17 protein-coding genes and 7 pseudogenes are annotated in these 18,129 nt (G+C 43.6%); 11 read left to right on the top strand and 13 right to left on the bottom strand.

What is annotated here, in order from left to right; all coding sequences use genetic code 11:
• Positions 1-130 precede the first annotated feature (130 nt).
• Together ACM0OZ_RS44420 and ACM0OZ_RS44415 are read left to right on the top strand one after the other, a co-directional pair.
• Positions 131-304 carry a hypothetical protein gene (locus ACM0OZ_RS44420; protein ID WP_414589296.1) on the top strand — a complete coding sequence of 58 codons (174 nt, stop codon included), beginning with the start codon at positions 131-133 and terminating at the stop codon, positions 302-304.
• The gene (locus ACM0OZ_RS44415) at positions 294-1,265 is read left to right on the top strand and encodes an ExeA family protein (protein WP_414589295.1); all 972 of its coding nucleotides are present in this window, start codon (positions 294-296) and stop codon (positions 1,263-1,265) included. The genes ACM0OZ_RS44420 and ACM0OZ_RS44415 overlap by 11 nt, the downstream gene beginning before the upstream one ends.
• Positions 1,266-1,418: 153 nt before the next feature.
• Here ACM0OZ_RS44415 and ACM0OZ_RS44410 read toward each other — a convergent pair whose 3' ends face one another.
• The 3 genes and pseudogenes from ACM0OZ_RS44410 to ACM0OZ_RS44400 all read right to left on the bottom strand — a co-directional run bounded on the left by ACM0OZ_RS44410 (position 1,419) and on the right by ACM0OZ_RS44400 (position 3,873).
• The gene (locus ACM0OZ_RS44410) at positions 1,419-2,090 is read right to left on the bottom strand and encodes a hypothetical protein (RefSeq protein ID WP_414589294.1); all 672 of its coding nucleotides are present in this window, start codon (positions 2,088-2,090) and stop codon (positions 1,419-1,421) included.
• 402 nt (positions 2,091-2,492) lie between these two features.
• Positions 2,493-3,494: pseudogene (locus ACM0OZ_RS44405) on the bottom strand (IS4 family transposase); the annotation flags it as partial.
• A gap of 118 nt (positions 3,495-3,612) precedes the next feature.
• On the bottom strand, positions 3,613-3,873 hold the full coding sequence (locus tag ACM0OZ_RS44400) for a TetR/AcrR family transcriptional regulator (protein WP_414589293.1): 261 nt from the start codon (positions 3,871-3,873) through the stop codon (positions 3,613-3,615).
• Positions 3,874-3,918: 45 nt separating this feature from the next.
• Here ACM0OZ_RS44400 and ACM0OZ_RS44395 point away from each other — a divergent pair, with 45 nt between their 5' ends.
• Positions 3,919-4,458, top strand: a complete 540-nt coding sequence (locus tag ACM0OZ_RS44395) for a hypothetical protein (protein WP_414589292.1) — start codon at positions 3,919-3,921, stop codon at positions 4,456-4,458.
• A gap of 426 nt (positions 4,459-4,884) precedes the next feature.
• On the opposite strand, the pseudogene ACM0OZ_RS44390 reads toward ACM0OZ_RS44395, so the two are convergent.
• The 3 genes and pseudogenes from ACM0OZ_RS44390 to ACM0OZ_RS44380 all read right to left on the bottom strand — a co-directional run bounded on the left by ACM0OZ_RS44390 (position 4,885) and on the right by ACM0OZ_RS44380 (position 6,665).
• Positions 4,885-6,045 (bottom strand): annotated as a pseudogene (locus ACM0OZ_RS44390) (ISAs1 family transposase).
• A gap of 155 nt (positions 6,046-6,200) precedes the next feature.
• The gene (locus tag ACM0OZ_RS44385) at positions 6,201-6,419 is read right to left on the bottom strand and encodes a hypothetical protein (RefSeq protein WP_414589291.1); all 219 of its coding nucleotides are present in this window, start codon (positions 6,417-6,419) and stop codon (positions 6,201-6,203) included.
• A 15-nt stretch (positions 6,420-6,434) separates the two neighbouring features.
• The gene (locus ACM0OZ_RS44380) at positions 6,435-6,665 is read right to left on the bottom strand and encodes a plasmid pRiA4b ORF-3 family protein (protein WP_414589290.1); all 231 of its coding nucleotides are present in this window, start codon (positions 6,663-6,665) and stop codon (positions 6,435-6,437) included.
• Positions 6,666-6,904: 239 nt separating this feature from the next.
• Between ACM0OZ_RS44380 and psbA the strand changes: the two genes are divergently transcribed.
• From psbA to ACM0OZ_RS44365, 3 genes are all read left to right on the top strand, one after another.
• Positions 6,905-7,987, top strand: a complete 1,083-nt coding sequence (gene psbA / locus ACM0OZ_RS44375) for a photosystem II q(b) protein (protein ID WP_414589289.1) — start codon at positions 6,905-6,907, stop codon at positions 7,985-7,987.
• A 724-nt stretch (positions 7,988-8,711) separates the two neighbouring features.
• On the top strand, positions 8,712-9,269 hold the full coding sequence (locus tag ACM0OZ_RS44370) for a transposase (RefSeq protein ID WP_414589297.1): 558 nt from the start codon (positions 8,712-8,714) through the stop codon (positions 9,267-9,269).
• Between the two features lie 56 nt (positions 9,270-9,325).
• Complete coding sequence (locus ACM0OZ_RS44365; RefSeq protein WP_414589288.1) at positions 9,326-9,676, top strand: four helix bundle protein; 351 nt, start codon at positions 9,326-9,328, stop codon at positions 9,674-9,676.
• A gap of 157 nt (positions 9,677-9,833) precedes the next feature.
• Here ACM0OZ_RS44365 and ACM0OZ_RS44360 read toward each other — a convergent pair whose 3' ends face one another.
• The 3 genes and pseudogenes from ACM0OZ_RS44360 to ACM0OZ_RS44350 form a co-directional block, all read right to left on the bottom strand.
• Positions 9,834-9,983 (bottom strand): hypothetical protein, encoded by a 150-nt coding sequence (locus tag ACM0OZ_RS44360; RefSeq protein WP_414589287.1) that lies wholly within the window; start codon positions 9,981-9,983, stop codon positions 9,834-9,836.
• Entirely contained in the window at positions 9,967-10,380 is a 414-nt protein-coding gene (locus ACM0OZ_RS44355; RefSeq protein WP_414589286.1) for a helix-turn-helix domain-containing protein, read from the bottom strand. Before ACM0OZ_RS44355 ends, ACM0OZ_RS44360 begins: the two co-directional genes overlap by 17 nt.
• A 573-nt stretch (positions 10,381-10,953) precedes the next feature.
• Positions 10,954-11,668, bottom strand: a pseudogene (locus ACM0OZ_RS44350) (IS6 family transposase).
• A gap of 116 nt (positions 11,669-11,784) precedes the next feature.
• Between ACM0OZ_RS44350 and ACM0OZ_RS44345 the strand changes: the two are divergent.
• Together ACM0OZ_RS44345 and ACM0OZ_RS44340 are read left to right on the top strand one after the other, a co-directional pair.
• Positions 11,785-12,378 carry a TetR/AcrR family transcriptional regulator gene (locus ACM0OZ_RS44345; RefSeq protein WP_414589285.1) on the top strand — a complete coding sequence of 198 codons (594 nt, stop codon included), beginning with the start codon at positions 11,785-11,787 and terminating at the stop codon, positions 12,376-12,378.
• Positions 12,379-12,571: 193 nt separating this feature from the next.
• Positions 12,572-12,721, top strand: a pseudogene (locus tag ACM0OZ_RS44340) (IS701 family transposase); the annotation flags it as partial.
• A 44-nt stretch (positions 12,722-12,765) separates the two neighbouring features.
• Here the strand turns inward: ACM0OZ_RS44340 and ACM0OZ_RS44335 are convergent.
• The 4 genes and pseudogenes from ACM0OZ_RS44335 to ACM0OZ_RS44320 form a co-directional block, all read right to left on the bottom strand.
• Positions 12,766-12,894, bottom strand: a pseudogene (locus tag ACM0OZ_RS44335) (hypothetical protein); the annotation flags it as partial.
• Positions 12,895-13,253: 359 nt separating this feature from the next.
• The gene (locus tag ACM0OZ_RS44330; RefSeq protein WP_414589284.1) at positions 13,254-13,568 is read right to left on the bottom strand and encodes a transposase family protein; all 315 of its coding nucleotides are present in this window, start codon (positions 13,566-13,568) and stop codon (positions 13,254-13,256) included.
• 103 nt (positions 13,569-13,671) lie between these two features.
• Entirely contained in the window at positions 13,672-14,718 is a 1,047-nt protein-coding gene (locus ACM0OZ_RS44325) for a PAS domain-containing protein (protein ID WP_414589282.1), read from the bottom strand.
• A 284-nt stretch (positions 14,719-15,002) separates the two neighbouring features.
• Positions 15,003-15,185, bottom strand: a pseudogene (locus ACM0OZ_RS44320) (IS1 family transposase); the annotation flags it as partial.
• Between the two features lie 1,089 nt (positions 15,186-16,274).
• On the opposite strand from ACM0OZ_RS44320, the pseudogene ACM0OZ_RS44315 reads away from it, so the two are divergent.
• From ACM0OZ_RS44315 to ACM0OZ_RS44305, 3 genes and pseudogenes are all read left to right on the top strand, one after another.
• A pseudogene (locus ACM0OZ_RS44315) lies at positions 16,275-17,062 on the top strand (transposase domain-containing protein); the annotation flags it as partial.
• 129 nt (positions 17,063-17,191) lie between these two features.
• Positions 17,192-17,797, top strand: a complete 606-nt coding sequence (locus ACM0OZ_RS44310) for a transposase (protein WP_414589281.1) — start codon at positions 17,192-17,194, stop codon at positions 17,795-17,797.
• Positions 17,772-18,080: a hypothetical protein gene (locus tag ACM0OZ_RS44305; RefSeq protein WP_414589280.1), complete on the top strand. Its 309-nt coding sequence runs from the start codon at positions 17,772-17,774 to the stop codon at positions 18,078-18,080. The genes ACM0OZ_RS44310 and ACM0OZ_RS44305 overlap by 26 nt, the downstream gene beginning before the upstream one ends.
• Positions 18,081-18,129: the final 49 nt, after the last annotated feature.

Genomic DNA, 18,129 nt, shown 5'->3' with positions numbered 1-18,129 from the left:
GAAGTGATCGCAATTATTATAGTCCACGTCCTAATTAGACTGGCTATAGCTATACAAAGTACCGGAGTCAACCGTCATACCCTTTAGCGACCCAGACCCGTTCCAAGAATTTACATATCCTACCGCACTGTTGGCGAAACGGGCGATTGCAGAATATCTTGCTCAACCACTGGCGAAATTATCAGCCGAACAGCGAGCATTTATTGATGCATTGCTAGCCGAGACTTTGAACAAAAAGGCGCTCATGGAGAGGGTGCGGCAGTACTTCCAACAGCCAAAAGGGGGAGAACAACATGCTCACTGAGGTTATGGAACACTTTGGCTTGGTTAAGGAGTTTCCCAAGGTCGGGTACTACGAGACAGACCACCAAAAGCAAATGTTCAAAGACATTAAAGCCGCCATCTATTCAGGGAAACTGGTTGCCCTTACGGGGATTATTGGGTGTGGCAAGACGACCACTTTACGACGTTTATTTGAAGTTTTAGACAAAGAAGGTAAAATCCTGGTATCGAAGTCGCTTTCTGTGGATAAAGACCGCACGACGCTGCCAACACTGATATCTGCTTTGTTCTACGATTTGTCGGCAGACAAGGAAATTAAAATTCCTAAAGTTGGCGAAAAACGGGAACGGGAACTGCGGGATCTGGTCAAGAAGGGTAAAAAGCCAGTGGCGCTGTTTGTTGATGAGGCTCACGACCTACACTATAGTACTCTATCTGGACTCAAACGGTTAATGGAGGTAGTTGAAGACGGTGGTGGCACCCTTTCGGTGGTGCTAGCTGGTCATCCCAAACTGAAAAATGATTTGCGCCGTCCAACGATGGAAGAAATTGGGTATCGCTCAACAGTCTTCTCCCTAGATGGTATTGTTGGCAGTCAACGAGAATATATTGAATGGCTGGTATCTAAATGTACTACTGAGGGAACTCAAATTGGTGACATATTAGAAGCGGAAGCTATTGACTTACTTGCCACACGACTAAGGACGCCACTACAAATTGAACAACATTTGACGCTAGCCTTTGAGGCTGCCTACCAACTTGGAGAAAAACCAGTACAGGGCGCGATTGTTGAGTCGGTTTTATCGAAGCAGATTGATGATTTGGAACCTACTCTCAAAAGGCATGGATATGACACCAAAGGCTTGGCTGAACAGTTTAATGCCAAACCCGCCGAAATTAAATCACTGTTTCGCGGTCAGCTTGAACCAGCGCGTGCCCGTGAATTGCAGGAGCTAATGCTGGCGGCGGGACTGCCAATTTGAGCAGATCCTCAAGCGCATCTGCTAACATTCGCCTATTTGCATTTAATATGAGCCGAGATTTATGATTGCAAGCCAGTTGCAATTAATTTGAGCCGAGTTGCAATTAATTTGAGCCGGAGTGCGTTCTTATTTGCAATTAATGTGAGCCAGTAATTATCTTGTTTGCAAGCCGGAGTGTTTATATTTGCAAGCCGCTACACATAAGCGGGATTCGGGTGAAATTAAACGTTGTTGTTGGGCAATCTTTAGCCCCCGACTTATAAAGAGTAAATTCTGATATTGTGGGGACAATTCCCTAATTTCACGTTCTTCCTGGGCGGCAGATGTGACCTCGATTGTGTGATATTTGGGGTTTGTATTGCCCATCACTACTCGAAATAAATACACCCGTCGCCCAGAGTCACCCCTTGCTACTACCGTCAGTAAGCTGCTATTTGTCTTAAGCAATTGCGGCACGTTTAACGGGTTGATTCGCCGCAGATGCAACACAGTCGCCCCTGGAGAGTCGCACTCTCGTCCCAACCCCGACAAACAACCATCAACATCTAAAGAAGCGATCGCAGGGTTATCCAGCCATACTTTCTCTACTATCTCGCCACTGGGAATGAATGAAATATTAACTCCATACCCCGGCGACAATTCAATTAGCGGTATCTCACTTCCACTGTGACCAGTTGCTATGTCTTGTGAGATACGTCGCACCCCTTGGGAAGCTTGACTGGAACCAGTAGTTTCGCCAGCAACTACTGGCAGAATACCAGCAGCAAAGGTCAGCGCAGTAGATATAGAAGCGATGACAGCCAAATGTCGAAGAAAAGATTTCATGGTTAAAAGTGTTTAAAATTGAAAAGATTGGTTGATAAACACTTGCACATCTGTGCCTGGACGGACGTACCAAACCTCTTCTCGTTGTTGAATTTCTGAAAGCGCCCGTCTGTTGCGTTCTAAAATTTGTTCAGTCAGCGGTTCAAACCCTCCTTCCAAAACCGCTCCCAAGATATTGGGACCGCCTCGCCTGGTGGAAGAAAAAGTTGTTGTACCGCCAAACCCATTAGAAGCGGAGTATTGTTCTTCTTTGGGTTGATTGAGTACCTTACCCACTTTAGCAAGGGAGCCAACTACAAATGTTCCTGCGTCCCGTGAAGCTATTTCGGCACCTTTATCACCCCACTTTGATGCCATCAATGGTTGACCGGAACTGCCGCGAATACTAATCGCCCCTGCTGGCTCGCGTTCTTTGAGAGAGCGGATGGGAGTTTTGCGACTTAGGAGATGGGTTTTAAGTTCATCGATGGTATTTTCTATTTCCCAACGTTGGTGGTATTCGGATGCTAGCAACAAAGCTGGGAACACAGTAATATCCATCAAACTGCTAATCAGACGGTAAGTTTTTTGGACCTCATCACAGTCAATAGTGTACTCAATGACTCGCACCTGAATCCACTGGGCACCTTTTTTCCGAGACTTACCATCTGGGTAAATCCAACTCAAATAAGATCCATCATCTAAAACTTGTTCGACCTCGAATTTAACGTTAGCAGGCAATCGTCCTAAGTAGTGACACGATTATTTAAGTGTCGCATTTACCATTTTATAAGAATGCAACCCTCTGTCCCACATCAACAACATCCCATTTGTAACTGAGCGTAGCAGTTTTTGCACCCGGACACGCTCTCCGATGCGATATGGGCATATCAAGGCATCCACTATCAAATGAGTCCCTGTTTCAATCAGCAGAACTAATCTCACTTTGGGGAAAGCCGCTTTAGTACCTCGACGTGTCCCAGGATAACCAAAAACTCTAGCATTCGCCTCGCTATCCGGCACATCCATAACTGTTCCGTCTACTGCAATTGATGAGCAATCCACCCAAAAAAGCGCCTGGAGTTTGAGGTGTTGCTAAAGGACGGACAACACTTTCAAATAATTGGTTCATCACTCGGCATCCTACCCGTTGTCTGGCTTCACTAATTGATGAACTGCTTGGGAAAATGCCAATACTTAGCTACAGCAATCCATTTCCTGCTCAAACCATTCACGAGATTTTTCAGCACTGTTCGTAATCGTTACCGATGGCCACAGACTCATAGCGATTACTAGAGTGATCACCAACTGGGATGGAAGTTTTCTTTGACGCTCTTGTTGGCTGTTTGTCTTGCCAATTGCCTGTTCAATGGCATCTGAGGGTATAGCTGTTTCTATCGCCCTGAATACCTCAGATGATTCGATTACTGGAGATATGAAGGAGAATTCTTTGAGATGAACCAATTTAGCGATTGCCCTTTGGGCACTGCGCTCCGCGCAATCGCCTGTTAGAGAATAACAGTTAATCTACCTGATTTTGGGCTTAACCGAGAAGTATTGGTGGACGACCTTTGTAAGTCCACTTGAATAGTTTACTTTCAATTGCGTCCGCAACAAGTTCTTCTTTCGATTTGTATCGTCGGTAAATTATGGGTTTTCCAACTCCAGCACGGGTTGCAATTGCGTTCATGCTCATGCGCTCGAATCCAACTTCTGCCAGCAGTTCCAGGGTCGCTTGCAGAATCGCTTGATGAGATTGGGTACTTCGGGGCCGTCCCAATGGCTTTTTAGCGGTATCACTCATTGATGGTATTATAATTTACGATATCGTATCGTAACAGAGGCAATTATGAGTCAACATTCACACCCTCGTTACACAGACAAAAACAGCACCCAGACCCTTCGACAAGGACTCGATGAATACTATGCTGTGAACTCGAATCTCACTGATCCAAGGGAACTATCACAAGAATTTGCAAAAATTTTGCTGGCGCACGATGTCACCCACATCATTTTTGGCTGTGATACAAGTATGTATGACGAAACCAAATTGTTGCCGCTGACTTGGTGGGCAAGCGACTACAAGTTTCGTGACCACCTACGTGCGCTCAAAGATCCCACAATCGGTCCTGCGGTCAGCATCATGTATGACGACTTGGTGAAGCAGCATGGGTTGCTATGGTTGTATGGGTCAATTTTCCTGGTATTGCCACGACTGCTGCCAGAGCTAATTATGATGTGGTTCAAAACTCGCAAGCGTCACCGTTATGTTCCGTTTCTGAATTTTGAACCGCTTCTAGATCGATCACTCTTAGATATTCGTCAAGAGTTTGACCTTTTGCCTTTCATTAAATCCCATATTCCGCACCAAGTAGTATCACTGGAGTAAAAAGTAATAAATCGAACAAAAAAACAGTGAATGCGCTGGGATCGTTAGGGTGGGATGGAAGCTCGGTCTAGGGGGCGATCGCGAATAACTCAGCAAGATTGTGAGAAGCTGATCAATACCTTCGCCAATTTACGAGGGTTCAACGCCTGTAGAAACAGGGTGAATACCAGGGGAAACGCATCTTAATTATTGATATGAATTAATGAAAATTTCAAAATTATCTAAAAAATTGCAAAAATGACCGATATAATAAACACAGTAAATCAATAATTCGACTTTGATATAAATTCTTTTATCTGAAATGTAAGAATTCACTAATAATGCTAAAAAAAGTTCAAGAATAAGTCCTCCTGAAATAGTTTACTATCTCTGAAGCTAGTAAAAAATTCAGGCAGAGCATAAAATTGAAGTATTTAGAAGCTCGCTTCAGCTAGCGCTAAAACTCTCGCGCTCATATTTGTTATCCATTGCTGCGAGAAACTGCTTATTTTTTAGACCGACTTTGACACTTTTCTCTTTACCTAAAAGATTGACTGCAATAGCAGCGTAAAACTGCAAAATTCTGTGGAGCGTTATCTTTTCTAATTCGACAGTCATCTTCCCTAAAAGCAACATCCAGTACCCAGTGTAATGAATTTTCTATTCCCCAATGACTCCGTACCGACTCTGCAAACTTTTGGGCATTATTGCGCTCGACTACTAATATAGTAACGGGTTTCCACCGTTGTTTTACCATTAAGGGTGCGGATGTACTCTACCATACCTACACTATTAAATTTTGCCCATTTTTGTTCTGGGTCTAAACGCTCACTTATATTAGATAACATTAGATAATGGCGTATTTCCTGCCGTCCATGTGACATTTCTTGGTTCTTATACGTACTGTATTCCCAGTCATCAAAGCCATTACTTATCGCATCTTTAAATAACTGTTCAACCTCAGTATGAAGGTTACCTTGATTCTTTTTTAAGGTAATAATGTAATCTGCTTCTTTGTTGACAATTAATTTGACAATCTCTTTTTGACACCCTATAGCATCTATAGTAACAATACAACCAGATAATTCTAAAACCTTAATTAGTTCTGGTATTGCCGTAATTTCATTTGATTTGCAATCTACTTTGACTTGTCCCAACACTAATTTGTTTGCAGTTGCCCACGCACTCACCAAATGAACATTGCGCCTTGTTCATTACCCAAGTCAATCGGAGTTACATAACGTTTTTCCATCAATTGCAACAACTTCACCTGAAGTTATCTTATGTATTGATTTCATCCAGTTCAGGAAACATTCCTGGAACTGTTGGGGATTAATCAGTGCAAATACTCGTGCAAAAGTATCATGTGTTCGCGAAGCGTGCCGTAGGCATGGGTATGCCATTTGGTAATTCTAAAAACATTTTTAACCATTCATACTTTGCGCATCCATACGTCTCAATTGCCACCCAACTATCCGCTCCACAAATCACCCCACAGATGGCAATGGTAATAATATCGATTAACTTATGTCGTTTCGTGCGATCTATTCGTGGATCTTCTATCTGTGCAAAGTGATCAGCAATGGTGATTTTAGGCTTGATCTTCATTCAAGGAGAAATCAAATTGTAATTCTTCTGGTTCTGCTTCCTGAGAATATCACGCTCAAGAGAGGCTGACTTTCCCCTGTATGGAAAAGGGGTAAAGTTCGCATTGTTTATGGCTCGCTCCGCACGAATTGCGATTGCGCAAAGCGAGCGTCCAATCATGCAATCGCATTCATTTTTCGGTCTACTGACATTCGATGCGTACGCGCAGCGGCGGCTTCCGCATCGCCTGACAGTGGAATTATCAGCACAACCATCGCCGCCTTTTCGGTCAATCCATGTTCTACATTCGATGCGTACGCGCAGCGGCGGCTTCCGCATCGCCTGACAGTGGAATCATCAGCACAACCATCGCCATCTTTTCTCTTTACCCCCATATATTTATTTTTTTGTCAAGTCTTATTTAGATGCGTTTGCCCTGGTTGGGTAATCCCATACTGCTTACCGTGGATGATGAAATGGTGCAGGTGAATATCCTCCCACCCCATTGCCAGCTGGATCGTGTAATGCAAGTCTTCTATCGTGCTGTCGCTGCTGACAAGTATGCGCCGCCAAATCATTGGGCTGATGCCCAACAGCACCACCTTTAGTTGATATATGACGGGTTCAGAAGAATCAGACATTGAGTCATCTTACCGCGTTGTGTCCCTCATCTCCCCCGAAATTTTTCGCTCTCCTTTTAGCTGTACTATTTAATCGAAAAACGAACTAAAAAAATTACATTTATAACTTAGTTATATTACTATAACTAAGTTATACTAACTGACAAAAATTAGCACACATTCTATAGTTAAGTTATGTTGCCTCGTTGAGGGCAACAACCTAACAATCAATTTGTTGTAATAGTGCAATCATCCAAACTATGACTACAACTTTACAAAGACGCTCAAGCGCTAATGTATGGGAGAGGTTTTGTGAGTGGATCACCAGCATTGACAACCGTTTATACATCGGTTGGTTCGGCGTGCTGATGATTCCCACCCTGCTTGCCGCTACTATCTGCTTCATTATCGCCTTCATCGCTGCACCTCCCGTTGACATCGATGGTATCCGCGAGCCTGTTGCAGGTTCCTTAATCTACGGCAACAACATTATTTCTGGTGCTGTTGTTCCTTCTTCCAATGCCATTGGTTTGCACTTCTACCCCATCTGGGAAGCAGCTTCCTTAGATGAGTGGTTGTACAACGGTGGTCCATACCAGTTGGTCATCTTCCACTTCCTCATTGGTTGCTTCTGCTACCTGGGTCGTCAGTGGGAGTTGTCCTACCGCTTGGGTATGCGCCCCTGGATCTGCGTAGCATACTCTGCGCCTTTGGCTTCTGCTACCGCAGTATTCTTGATTTACCCCATCGGACAAGGTTCCTTCTCTGATGGTATGCCTTTGGGCATCAGCGGAACCTTCAACTTTATGTTTGTGTTCCAAGCGGAGCACAACATCCTGATGCACCCTTTCCATCAGCTGGGTGTTGTAGGTGTATTCGGAGGCGCTTTGGCTTGTGCTATGCACGGTTCTCTGGTAACCTCCAGCTTGGTACGTGAGACCACCGAGAACGAATCTCAGAACTACGGCTACAAGTTTGGTCAGGAAGAAGAGACATACATGATCATGGCTGCCCACGGTTACTTTGGACGCTTAATTTGGCAAAACTTTGGTTGGAGCAACAGCCGTTCATTGCACTTCGTTCTAGCTTCGTTACCCGTAATTGGTATCTGGTTCACCGCATTGGGTATCAGCACGATGGCATTCAACTTGAACGGATTCAACTTTAACCAGTCCGTTCTAGACTCACAAGGTCGTGTGATTAATACTTGGGCTGATATATTGAACCGTGCCAACTTGGGTATGGAAGTAATGCACGAGCGCAATGCTCATAACTTCCCCCTCGACTTAGCTGCTGGAGAAACTGAGCCAGTTGCTCTCACTGCTCCTGTTATCAATGGGTAAACTCATCCAAATTCAGATTTCAGTGGTCGGTTTTTAAGAGTACTTTACCTAAAGCTGATTTACTGAATTGATGTAATACCAATTCTATGTGAGGTTGCGCTTTATTCACCCATAGGCTAAAGCCTCGGGCTACACAAACAAAGCCTGCAAAGGCAGGCTAATTAGGCGCATCTTCATAGAGAAACGGTAAAAGCGCTCCTGGAAGGAGCGCTTTTTTATTTTCAACTTCCCCGCCCTACTAGTCTGTCAAGAAATAATTGAGGGATAAAGTCGCTTAAGGGACTTCCAGAAAATAAAGTATCCCAATTATCAATAATGATAATCACATTCAAGGGGGCACTCAGGGCTGCCGACGGCAGCCCTGAGTGCCCCCTTTATAGTAAATTTAATAATTAAGCTTACAAAAAAAGCTATGTCTAAAATTGAAGAACAAATCGAGCGATTGACCAATTCTACCCATGAGCTTTTTCCCGATTTAGGGAATTGGTTTATTGATATCTGTTGTGGAAAAACTTAAGTTTTAAAATAGTTATCAAAGTCTGCTGAAGCTCTAGACGAATATTAAATCAACACCATCTCACTTCGCGCAGAAACTGTGGAGTGCAGACTGTTCAGGCATACTTGAGGGGAAGAAAGCGGTTGCTGACAGCAACCGCTTTCTTCCTCCTCCTAACGATTATCATTGTCTGTTGAAGATTGCCTCTAGATTTTTTTGGGATAATTTATTCTTTGGAAGTCCCTTCATGAAATTCAAAAGCAGGGTTACACAGGTAGTTATGATACCGTAGCTCGCTATACCCGTCGCATCCGTCATTCACAAGGACTCAAACCTCGACAACGATATTCAAAACAGGTTCTACCAAAAGTTGCTGAACCTGAGAAACTTCGCCTGACGCCTCGTCGTGCAGCATGGTTGGTGCTACGCAAACAGGAATCACTTGAGCCAAATGATGAACAACTAATTGCATTGCTAATAGCCCAGCACCCCGATTTAGCTCAAGCCATTGAATTAGCTCAAGGCTTTGCTCAAATGGTACGCACTCTTACGCCATTACAACTTGACGAGTGGCTCACTCAAGCAGACAGTAGCAATCTTTCTGCTTTTGGTCGCAATGCGTTGCGTTTACGTGAAGATTACGATGCTGTTAAAGCAGGTCTAACAATGTCAGTCAGCAATGGTCCAGTAGAAGGGCAACCTTATCGACTGAAGATGTTAAAGCGGCAGATGTATGGTCGCGCAAAGATAGATTTGCTTGAGCGACGATTTTTGTTGGCGACCTGAGGGATATAATTTTGAATACTTCAAACTTCTTTTCTTTCAAACTTCCAACTTAACTTATGAGTTATAGAAATCAGTTTATATGGCAACGAGCAGTTCAGCTTGCCATTAATTGCTATAAATTTACGCGTTTATTCCCTAAATCGGAATTATATGGTTTGACAAGCCAAATACGACGTTCCGGAGTATCTGTTGCATCCAATATTGCTGAAGGTTATGGCAGACGTTCAAAACAAGAGTACATACAGTTTTTACATATTGCGTTAGGGTCTTTGAGAGAGCTTGATACACAATTAATAATTGCTAAGGAAGTTGATTTAGCACAGAAAGAGCTTTTCACTCCATTATTGAATGAAGTTGAAGAAATGCAAAGTATATTAGTTGCAACTTTAAACAAGCTAAAAGATTAAAATTTTACTTCTTCCTTCTTCCTTTTTCCTCCTTCAGCATAGCTGCCCTCAGCATAGCTGCCTTACCCCAACCAGGATCACCAAATTCTGCCAAGAGCCTTAATGTGGTTTCAATTTTGACTTGTTTGCGGTTTGAAGCGTTCTTGTTTGCAGTTCGTTACAGGTAGTCGTAGCGTGGGGGTTGACCTGGTTCTATTGGCAAGGGTTCGGCAATTTCTGCTACCAACTGCTTGTTACTCTCATCAAAACAAACGACCGGATATTGGGGGTCATAAGGACGCTTGTAAACATCAAGTACATCTTCCATGTGGCAAACAAACTCGGCTGAAGCTTCGGGGGGAATTATCCAAGATTCGCGATAAACCTTGGTTTAAGTTGGTTTTTTTTAGTGTCTGACGAATCGTTTCATGAGAAATGCTCTCCACTTCCTCCAACTCGACCAGCCGTTGTGCCAACAGTCGTAATGTCCAACGGGCACTACCACAGGGAGGACTGCTACAAGTAATGGCTACCAAATGTGCTTCCCCGTCTCCGTCCAACCGTCGTGGTTTGTGTTTGGTTTGAGCTTTTCGGTTGAGAGCTGCTTCTAGACTCAACTCCACAAATTGCTGCCGTACCCGTTCGATGGTCGCAACGCTAAGATCTAGAGCTTTGGCGATTGCGCGGAGCGCACTGCCCAAAGGGCAATCGCTTGATCTGTCCAACCTCCCTCCTTTTGATTGATGTCAGCTTTCAGTAATACACGCGCATGATTTATTTTGTACGCACTTTCTTTACCCTTTGTTGTTAATTTTTCGCGCGTATTCTCGTTCTTTGGAGGTTAGGCGGACGACGTATTTTTTCTTGGGCATCACACACAGCATCGGTTCAAGTTTATATAGATTACCGTGTTTTTTCATCCCTCAACTCAAAATTGACAGACTACTACAACGTTTTGGTATAAAGATATAACTTTACTATAACTTTTAATAACTGACAAAGCTTAGCAGACATTCTATCGTTATGTTATGTTGCCTCATTGAGGTCAACGACTTTACAGTCAACTTGCAACATAGTTGTAAGGTTGTGGTTCTATTTTTATAGAGTGCTTAATTGAAACAGCGCTCCTTCCAGGAGCGCTTTTTACCCGTTCCATTGAATTGTCTACTTACTTTTTGGTTGTGTTGCAAAAACTTGTGATGTTATGGTAAATGTGTTCTCTGTAGCAACTACCGGGATGCAAGAGTTGTGTTGCAAAAACTTTTTGAGGGCATAAAAACCCCGTTGTCGGGTTTTGTTTATGCAGCTACTCCGAAAATTTTGGCAAGAGATTTCACTTGACCCGAAATGTCTCCTTTTTCGATTCCTTGAATTTGTCCTTTTCGGATCATATTCATTGTCTGGTAACCTCTCAATGTCCGCCATGCTGTATGGAATGATTTGAACCCTAGTCCTGGATTGACCAACCGTTTTATCGGTCGGTGGTCTGGCTCCACAATATTATTGAAATACTTATTCTGTCGAAATTGGCAGGTTTTTGGGAGGGTTTGTGCTGCTTTGAGTTCGTCAATCGCTTTCGGATAAGCCGCATTCTTATCCACATCTATAACTCGTGGCGACTGGTGATGCCTAGCCTTCAAAGCCTTATGGAAGAATCGTTCTGCTTTCGAGTGCATCTCGTCCACACACTCAGCATAAAGTCAAGGGTATTGCTCTGTGAATCCACTGCCCGATACAGATATTTCCATTCACCTTTGACGTGCGATATACGTCTCATCCACCCGCCATGAGTCGTTGGTCGTTCTAGGTGAGTCCGGCATCGTTTATCTAGTTCGGGGGCATAGCCTTGAACCCATCGATAGATTGTCGTGTGCTCCACTCTCTTGTCCCCGTTCCAGCATCATCTCTTCCAAATGGCGGTAGCTCAAAGGATAGCGCAAGTACCACCGCACGCACAGCACTCTGGTTGTCTGATTGAAAGTGACGCCATTTGAACGGTTGCTTGGGGTTCATTAACGGGGTGACTCTGGCAAAAAGCAGTTGGTATAAATAACACTTCTACCAAACCACCACAGGTTTTTGCAACACAACCAATTGTCGAGATAACGTCGTTTGGGGATGATGAGTTTATGAGTGAACACGTCAAAAGCTCACCTGGACGCCCACGTAGCGTCCAAGCCCATCAAGCGATTATTCAAGCGACCCTTGACCAGTTGGCGCAGGTTGGGTACCAAGGCATGAGCATCGAAGCAATCGCCGCACGTGCTAGGGTGGGCAAACCCACCATCTATCGACGGTACAGATCTAAGGAAGAACTTATTGCAGACGCGATCAAAAGTCTCAGGGAGGAGGTCCCGATACCGGATACTGGCAGCCTCTGGGGAGATCTTGATATCTTCATCGAGAATGCAGCGAAAGCCACACTCAGTTCCCTTGTTCGTCAAACCATTGCCCTAATCATCAGCACAGCGTCTAGCAGTCCTCAGTTTGCCTTTGTCTACTGGGCAGAATACATGAAACCTCGGCTTCAAGCCTTTTCCGTTGTGCTTGAACGTGCTAAAGGTAGGAATGAAATCCAGGCAGATACAGACCCTGATTTGGTCTTCGACCTCATGAGCGGGGCAATGTTGTATGCGCTGGTCTTTAAACCTGCCACTGAGCCATTTGAGGCATATATTCATCGCGCCCTGAAGCTTTTACTTAAAGGTACTGGTGGAGAGTGAAAAAAATCAAAGGATTCAAACCGTTGGGGAGACATTTGCGTGTAGCGAACAGTATGATGAATGTTTTTAAATTCAGTAGATCGAAAAGTTTTTTAGAAGACTTACCAGCCGTTCATTTGAGCAAGTATAACCCTCTTTTGTTACTTCGGGGAGAGTAAAATAAAGGACATTCTCCAAAAATCAAGTCCTGACAATGACTGCACCCAGAGAGGCAGTAACGACGGTAGGGTTTATTGACGATTACTGCCAGCACTACCAAAAACTGTTTGACGATGCTAGAAACTTTGAATGCTTCAAGTTCTTACACTTGGGGATGATATCAGAAACTAAGCGCAAATCCTTACTATAGCGAAACACAGTTGTACGTCCAATGCCAATTTGCTTCGCTACAGCTGGTGCTGACCAGCCTTGGTGGTGTAAGTCCCAGACTTGTTGATAGTTTGTCAGTCGGCGTGTTCTGCGTTGTTCGGCTCGATGTTGCTCTTTAGTCGTTGGTTGTGGTGGTGATACCAACACAACCGTAGTCCCGTCTTGACCACCCGCATTTGAAAGGCTGTGTTCGACAGCGACCGCTTTGATAGCTTGACTGTGTGCGCCAAACACCTGATCCAGGGTTTCGCCTAAGTTTTGCAACAGATGAAACCGATCAGCAACCTGGATGGCCGCCAAGGCAAACGCATCTTGTCAACAAGAACCTCTCAATGTCAATAAAACCCAAAATAATCGCATTAATCCCCGCTTATTGACAATGTTTTAAGCGATTGCGCCCAGCGCAGTGCTATGCAGGGCAATCGCCTTAACCCCTGAAAAACCAATCAAACAATAAATTCTTGTTTTTGCGTTGATACACTAATTAAGGTTTTTGTCAAGACTAATTAAGATGCGTTTGCCCTGCCATACGCGGCGACAACACGAGGCAGCCGTTCGCAAAAAATCCGCCGCATACATATTTTATTGATACAGAAGAACCGACGGGTGAGCAATTGTATCTGTACCGTCACTCCCTGCCAAGGTAAGTCGGCAACTGTTCGTTTGTAACGACTATGTATCCGTGATGAAGCTTGGTGGCAGCGGGGGCATGGGACTGCTGATTGGATTGTTTTGGCGACCAGTACGACTTGAGTTTCCTCTGAAGTAATGCTTTCTAGTTCAAGTGCTTCGGTGTCAACCAGTAACGGAGTTTCCTTCATATAAACAATTATAGTAAATTGCCAACACTATCATCAAAAGTGCGGAAGACCCGCTATTTTAGTACATCTGCAACCATATAATCTGATACTGACGACTTTCAATTTATCTGAGTAAATCTTCGGCTTTTTTTCGTTCTGTAATGTCTAGAAATGTTTCCAGCATCCGTGTGGCTTGACCTGTTTCATCATACAGGATCTGACCTTTAGCTTCCACCCAACGGATGCTTCCGTTATTTTGGAACAAGCGGAAATCAATATTGTAGTCCATGCGTTCCTCAACAGCATAGCTGACTACAGAGGTTAACTTTTCATGGTCGTCTGGATGAATATATTTTAGTAAGGTGTCAAAGTCACGGTTAAAAGTTTCTGGGTTGAAACCGAAAACAATTTCCAGGTTATCAGACCGGATAATCTCTCGAGTTTTTAGATTCCACTCCCAGGTACCCATGCAAGCAGCTTTCAGTGCTATATTTAAACGCTCTTCACTTTGTTTTAATGCTGCTTTTACTTGCTTGTACTCGGTGACATTGGTGATACTAAAAACTAGTCCTATTACCTGACTTGTTAGGTTCTCAACGGCGTCGGCATACAGTTCGACTTGGATTATTTCACCATAGTGAACACGTATTGCTACCTCACCTTTCCAGGTATACCCATTAAGTATGAGGTTGTGGATTTCTTGTCCAACTTCAGTAGTCACAAACCGAGTGAATAAACCTCCATCTGCATTGAACTCGTCTATTGAGTCCCCAAATAATTTTAGGAAAGCTTTATTAATATCAATGATGTTCCCATCAGTGTCTGTGACGCATATTGCCTCACTAGCTTCTTCAAATGCCTTGAAAAGACACAGGAGCGATTCTTTGAACTGCAACCGCTTGCTTAGTTCAGTTTGTAGTTGATTAACGGCGTATTCTAGCTTGATTGTCTGACAAACTATTAGGGATTTGATCTCAGTGATAACATTGTTATTTTCATTACTTTCTGGTGTAAGTATTTGATTGTGGAACAGTTTTGGGTAAGCGTAACCTTGGAGTATCAGGTTTCTGTATAACAGTGCTAAAAGTGCAGCTATGATGACCAAAAAAATTACCCAAAAGATACCTAACTCTACTTTAAGCTGGCTGAGAGATATAAAATTTCTGTTCATACTTTTAGCTATCAATCTGTAGACAGATTTTTGTATAACGTTATTGAAGAAAGGCAATCAGAGGGGGGAGCCAGACCCTCTGAAGAGCACCTTTTTAGAGATTTGGTGGGGGCTTGGACCCAATTTGGGCTAGGTACAAAGGCTTCTAGTATAATCAAAAACTTCTTTCCTTCTGCACCCTGCAGTATGACTCTGCCTTGCCCGAAGGGCTTAGTCAATAACATGGCTTTAACCTGCAGTATAGTCGTTACTGCATCTCGGGCGTTCCTGAATGGAAGTATGAATCAAGCGATCGCTTCAAACTTGCGGGCGCTACGCGCCCGCAGCGCTACGGAATCGTACTTGAGATAATGTATTACTAATCGAATTGAAAATTTTAGCATTTCTTCTGACTTAGAGTAGCAGAAAGTTTTACGATGTAGACGAGCAAGATAATGTCTTAAACGACTGTTTTCTCCTTCTACCTTCAATTATGCAACGCCGTATCCCAGGCGTGCAGTCATAGCCAGGACTCGATTTTCGTCGATTGTCCTTTATTTTACTACCGCCGTAAAAAAATTATAGCAATTCTCATTTTAAAATTGGTTCAATTTGTGTACGGCAGTCCCAGTGATTGGCAGGGCAAACGCATTTAATTAGCGCCAATCATAAATGATGAAGTTTTTTACCCGCTTGAAAATTTATCCAATAATAGGCGAGCACTACTTTTATTTATTAAACTTAGATTAATCACCATAGTTGATAAAAATGTTTAATAATTTAGCAATATGTAAAGATATTTTCGCGTCTTACTTCAGTTTAAACACTGTGATTTGTAGTAATTATTGAAACCATTAAACTCTTTGGATTTGGACAAATAAAAATGTTCCGAACGTGAGTTTTTCGCCCTAGAAGATGTATTTTCAATTCATTAATCGTATTTTCTACTTCCCAACGCTGATAGTATTCCTTCGCGAACAACTGTGCTGGAAATTTCTCAGGGCAAACGCATCTAAAAAGCAGATGTTGTGTCTTCCAGAACTTTTAGTGTCGTTGGTTGGTTTTGTACAACTGAAGAAAAGCGATCGCTAAAATAACAGATGAACTTTTGTTCAGTTATTGAAAAAAATTAAATAATATTGCGATTCCTTAAGACATCAATCAATATTTATCATTACTAGGGGCAAATATAGCGGTGCGATGTAGAAAGTCGAGTGTTAGAGGATTAAATAAATCCTCATAAAATGAGTGGAGAGCTAACTCTCCCGGTGGAGTCTGTCCCACCGTCCTCACGTAAAAGAGTCATTGACTCCGGTCACACTGGTAGTAAGTAATGAACCCAGTGGAATGCAGACCACGAAAGAAGCCAATACGGTTCAGTTAAGCCCCAAAGTCGTGTAAATTAAGGATTATCCCCAAGAGTGGAAATTAACCGTGGTGCATCTCAAAGATTTCTCACTATTGTCTCCAACGATACAAAATAGCGATTTACTCAAAGCGATAGAGACAGCCATTCCTGCAACTGCGATTGAGCGAGCGAGCCTCCCAAAGGGAGGAGCTTCGCTAACGTAACAAGCAAAGCCAGCGAAGAAAGAAATCGTTCTTTACCAGCACATTTGGTAGTCTGTCTGCTAGTAGCAATGAGCCTTTGGTCGAGAGATTCGATGCGGGATGTACTCAAAAACTTAATTGATGGGATGTCTGAGGCATGGGTAAAGGTTGGTAAATATTGGCGAGTGCCATGTAAATCAGCAATCACTCAAGCGGGCGCAGCGGTTACGGCCAGGGGTAATGAGCCGATTATTTCACCAGTTAGTACAACCAATGGCGACTGCTGAGACAATAGGAGCATTTCTAAATGGACTACGAATTGTGGTGATTGATGGCACTTGTTTTGATGTTCCAGACAGTGATGAAAATGCGAGAGTTTTTGGTCGCCCCAGTAGTCGTCCAGGCACACAAGCAGCTTTTCCCAAAGTCAGATTAGTCATATTAGTAGAAGCCGGAACGCACATAATATTTGATGCAATAATAGTGTCCATACCGTATAGGAGAACGAGTGCGGGCATTAAAATTATTCCGACCAGTACATCAGGGATGTTGTTGATGTGGGATCGGGGATTGCAAACGGGATGCAATGGTACATACAACAGTGCCTAAGGGGTGTGACTATTTAGGTAGAATTCCTGCCAATGTTAAATTCTTTGCAGAAAAATCGTTGTCAGACGGCTCTTATCTGTCATGGATTTACCCATCTGCAAAGCTACGAAAAAAGGGTTGTCAGCCAATATCAGTACGAGTTATCGAGTACACAATTGAGCATCCTGAAAACCCAGAAGAACAAGTGACATATCGCTTGATTACTAGAGCGCCGGTACAGTAATGACAATTCCGGGTTAGGATGACCAAAGGGACTGAAACAAGAGTTGTGCGGTGCCCAATTATGTGAAGTTTTGCAAGGTATTTCTCATTTAAGAGTAGTAGGTTTCAACGAATGCAACCACCTTTGTGGCATCCGCAAGTGGAATTATCAAACATCGAGCAGGCGATCGTTAATCGTATCAAACGTGCCAAACTGTTTATTTTCTTGCGGCAAGTGCGTCACCAATTATTTGATGATGAATTCCAAACAGAGTTGGCAAAAATCTTTGATGAGAACCCCAAAGGTCAACCCCCCATACCGCCGGCGAAATTAGCATTAGTCACTATCCTGCAAGCATACACTGGAGCCAGCGATGACGAAGCAATTGAGTCGTTATTAATGGATAAACGTTGGCAGTTAGTACTAGATTGTCTTGAGTGTGAACAACCACCATTGAGTAAACCAACAATTGTCCGATTTCGCGCTCAACTGATGAAGCGGCGATTAGACCGAAGGCTAATTGAACGCACTGTGGAACTAGCAAAACAGACAGGTGGTTTTGGATCGAGAAATTTGCGAGCAGCGGTGGATTCATCGCCATTGTGGGGAGCCGCAAAAGTAGAGGATACTTATAATCTGTTGGGTCACGTCCTGAAAAAGGCAGTGAGCGCTCAGGGCGCGTCAGCAGGGGCGGGAGCTGACGGATCTAGCGATGGAATTGGGAGCAGAAGTTGTTAGTGGTTCGAGTGTGAAAGCGGCACTAGATATAGACTGGGACAATCCAGAGGAACGCTCTAGTGCTTTGTCCAAGTTGCTTGTGGCCGTACAAGCAGTAGAAACTTGGCTGGAGCAAAATCAGCAACTGAGCGTCGCCGATAGTGTCGAACAGAATCTGAAAGTGGCGCGACAGGTCGAATCTCAGGATGTCGAAGTCACAGTAAATGGGACACCACAGTTGCGGCATGGGGTAGCTAAGGATAGACGAGTCAGTGTGGAAGATCCAACCATGGGATTAAGTTAGGTCGAGGGGGAGTATTATCTCCCGCCCCTCCCATTTAGAACCGGACGTA

This window comes from Scytonema sp. PCC 10023, from assembly GCF_963920835.1.
GTDB lineage: Bacteria > Cyanobacteriota > Cyanobacteriia > Cyanobacteriales > Nostocaceae > Kalymmatonema.
This window is presented reverse-complemented; position numbering and strand designations above follow the sequence as displayed.